The 2,945-nt window shown below is 46.1% G+C and carries 4 protein-coding genes; all 4 read right to left on the reverse strand.

Annotation, left to right across the window (positions count from 1 at the left end; genetic code table 11):
* A partial coding sequence (locus tag QUB61_RS38730; RefSeq protein ID WP_333190437.1) for a putative Ig domain-containing protein occupies positions 1-695 on the reverse strand: 695 nt, incomplete at its 3' end.
* A gap of 168 nt (positions 696-863) precedes the next feature.
* Positions 864-1,010, reverse strand: coding sequence for a hypothetical protein (locus QUB61_RS38735; protein ID WP_333134629.1), 147 nt, complete (start codon positions 1,008-1,010; stop codon positions 864-866).
* Positions 1,011-1,039: 29 nt separating this feature from the next.
* On the reverse strand, positions 1,040-1,351 hold the full coding sequence (locus QUB61_RS38740; RefSeq protein ID WP_333134631.1) for a hypothetical protein: 312 nt from the start codon (positions 1,349-1,351) through the stop codon (positions 1,040-1,042).
* Between the two features lie 265 nt (positions 1,352-1,616).
* Positions 1,617-2,852 (reverse strand): reverse transcriptase domain-containing protein, encoded by a 1,236-nt coding sequence (locus QUB61_RS38745; RefSeq protein ID WP_333134633.1) that lies wholly within the window; start codon positions 2,850-2,852, stop codon positions 1,617-1,619.
* Positions 2,853-2,945 lie beyond the last annotated feature (93 nt).

Here is a 2,945-nt window from a genome sequence, read left to right on the forward strand (position 1 = left end):
GCTCTCGGTCCCAACTGCGCCGCTGTCGGCGTCCAAGTTACCAGTCCGGTAGTTGGGTTGATGGAGACGCCAGCAGGTGCGCCCGGTTTCAGCGCGTAAGTAATGGTGTCGCCGTCGGCATCGTTCGCTACGGCGCGATACTCGAACCGCTTGCCAATTTGAGGTTGCAAGTCCGACGGCGCGACAGAAGTGAAGACCGGAGGATTGTTGGGCGGTATCAGTTCCACCTCGATGTACTGCAAAGCCTGACCGCCTTTGCCGTCAGTTGCCCGCAAGGCGACATTGAACTTCACTTTTGAGGGTGCGGAGTCTCCCCGACCGAAAGCAATTAAGCGATCGCGCGTCGCCTGCAACTGGGTATAATACTCCTGGATCTGAGTCGCCGTCGGAGTCCAAACTACGCTGCCGTTGTTCGGATTTACGCTCATCCCTTGGGGGTTGAGAACCAAGCTATAAGTAAGCGAGTCGGCATCAGGGTCAGAAGCCAAAGCCCTGTAAACTAGGGATTCCCCAGCTTTCAACTTCGTTGTTGGCGGTACAGTCAGGAAAGTGGGGTCGGAGTTGGGCGCCTCTTGCGAACATTTGTACACGCCGAACAAGTGAGTAAAAGTTTCCCCCGCAGCGGTGACGGTATCTGTAAAAACCGACGTAGTGGGGCAGTATGGGCTCAAGGAGGTTGATGGATAGGGGCTCACGGTCGTTGCCCCAAAGAATCGAGATATCGAAGGTATACAGGACTGACGCAGGCACACGCCATATATTGTTTGTTAGCGTCTTATTCTTTATGCGGCAGACCGCAACCCTTCAACTTCTTTCCCCAAAAACCGTTCGTTGACGATTTCTCTGTAAGCCTCTAAATCTAGCTACCAATTGTCTAGAAGCTGGTATAAGTGTTGCAGTTTCTTGCCTTCTAATTCTCCTGCAACCTCGTACTGGAACCTTCCCGAAAACAATACTGCGGGAGTTGGATCAGCATCTTGCAGTTGCAACAAAGCTTCGGCAACGCTCAAGTTGAGTTCTCCTTGTTCCAGGGAGTAAACTAAATTAACGGCAGCTTTACCGGAGCTTTCCCAACATCAGACCAAGTGCCTCTCGATAATAAAGTGGAGGTAATGTACTCCGAGGCTGCGTTTTCCTCTCCCCCTTCAAAGGTGATAAAACTTCTGGGATTGATGCTCAATGTTTGATAGTTTGTGCGGAGCAAAACTTCAACGTATTTGCGGATGATAGCGGAAATTTTGGTGTCTTCTAAAGGTTTTGCGCTCAGAGATTCGATGAAGGTGATGGCGTTGGATTGGGCGACGATGTTGATGCCGTTGGTAAAGGCGACTTGAGAGATTTGAGGATCCAAAGTGGGGGCGGGCTAGTTCCCAATCAGGTGGAACGATGCTGCTGTATTTGAGGAAGTCAGAGTTGAGGAGGGTTGGGGAGTGGTTTCTGGCTGTCAGGGGGATTGCTAGTTCTTGAATGGTTACTGTAGGTGTCATGGCTGTTTGTAGAGCGATATTGTTAGAGTCGATAGGAGTGTTGCCACTCCTACCTCTCCTTCAAAACGGAACGTGAGACTTTCGCCTCATTCCGCTCCTTGATACCTTCACCTTTGTTATAGGTACAATTCAAAACGGATTGTCATCATAGTTCTTGTTGATAGAACCGTCTTTTTCCGTTTTTGTGTCGTGACAGTGTTTATGCACAAGTTGTAGATTTTTGTATTCATCCATTTCACCTAGGGAGGTTGGTTGGATATGGTCAACTTCCACAATGTCTGTAGGCGTAAAGTACAAACCACAGTGGGTGCATTTACCTTTTTGTGTCTTTAAAAGTGTTGCCACTCTTATTGGTGTTTCCGGGTATTCTCCGCGTCTTTTACTCCATTGAATCCAGTCACCATCATAGGGTGTTGAATTGCCTTTAACTTTTATATGCCTAATAATAGGCGTTTTTGAGTGCTTGGCTAACTCTAACCCTTCTTCTGTACTGAAACACCATTTTATATCGCCTACTGTTCGCCAGTATTTGTCTTTATTGATGTTACCTTTTCCCCGTCTTCTTGCCCAAGCTCTTAATTTGTCGTAAGTAAGATTATCTACCTTTGTGAAGGTTTCTTTACTTACTACTCTTGAGTAATAGTTTGACCATCCCCTGATGATTTGATTTAGTCTTTTGATTAAGGCATATTGGGGGGCGTGGCTGTGAGTATCTATTACTTCTTCAATTTTTGCAAGATGAGCTTTTATTTTTAGTTGGGACGGAGTGATTAATGTTTTAAAGCCAAGTAGTGTTCCATGTGAGTTCTTGGCACTTCGGTAGTTACCTACCTTATGTTGTTGTACATGAAATCCTAAAAACTCAAACCCAACATTTCCATTATAATCATTGAGGGTGTGGGTTAGTTTCGTTTTGCTTGGTTTCAATTCTAGACCCATGTCATTCAACCATTCTGCAATTATCTTCTGACAGGCTATTACTACTTCAATGTCTTTGTGCATGATTACAAAGTCATCGGCGTATCGGATTAAACTTAAGGATGTCCGCTTATCTTGTTTACTGATTCCTGGGTATTTCAGCGTTTCTGCGTATTGTTTAATCCGTTCTTCCATCCCGTGTAAGGCTATATTTGCCAACAGTGGGGAGATGACCCCACCTTGTGGTGTACCTTCTTTGGTTGGAAAAATTTCACCTTGGTCTAGTACCCCGCTTTTGAGCCAAGACTTAATTTGTTTTCGGAGTCTTGGATAGGTATTGATTTTGTCAAGTAACGCTTTGTGGTTGATGTGGTCAAAGCATTTGGCAATATCAGCGTCCAGCACATATTTGGCTTTATGTTTGATACTGTCAAAAATAGCTCCAATCGCATCGTGACACGATCTACCTGGTCTGTTAACCTAAGCCGGAGAGTCGCCTCCCCGGCTCGGCTCCAAAACCGTGCGTAAGAGTTTCCCCTT

Source organism: Microcoleus sp. C2D2 (genome assembly GCF_036702495.1).
In the GTDB taxonomy this organism is placed as follows: domain Bacteria; phylum Cyanobacteriota; class Cyanobacteriia; order Cyanobacteriales; family Microcoleaceae; genus Microcoleus.